1 protein-coding gene is annotated in these 234 nt (G+C 64.1%); it reads left to right on the forward strand.

Annotated features, from left to right (window positions below):
• Positions 1-234 (forward strand): VOC family protein (locus tag LD028_RS09455; RefSeq protein ID WP_237811669.1); only part of this gene is annotated, 234 nt, incomplete at both ends.

Below are 234 nucleotides of genomic sequence, written 5' to 3' on the forward strand. Positions count from 1 at the left end.
TGCCGGACTGGATACGGGTTTGCGCGACAAGGTGTCCTACGTGCTGAAGCAAAACCACCTCACCTTTGTCGTGACGGGGGCCCTCACTCCCGACGGACCGATCAGCGAGTTTGTGAAATTGCACGGCGACGGGGTGAAGGACGTGGCGCTGCGCGTCGAGGACTGCGAGCAGGCGTTTCGTGAAGCCGTCTCCCGCGGCGCCGTGCCGGTGATGGAGCCGACGGTGTTCAGCGA

The sequence above is a fragment of the Anoxybacillus sp. LAT27 genome (assembly GCF_022030075.1).
In the GTDB taxonomy this organism is placed as follows: Bacteria; Bacillota; Bacilli; order Bacillales; family Anoxybacillaceae; genus Anoxybacillus; species Anoxybacillus kestanbolensis.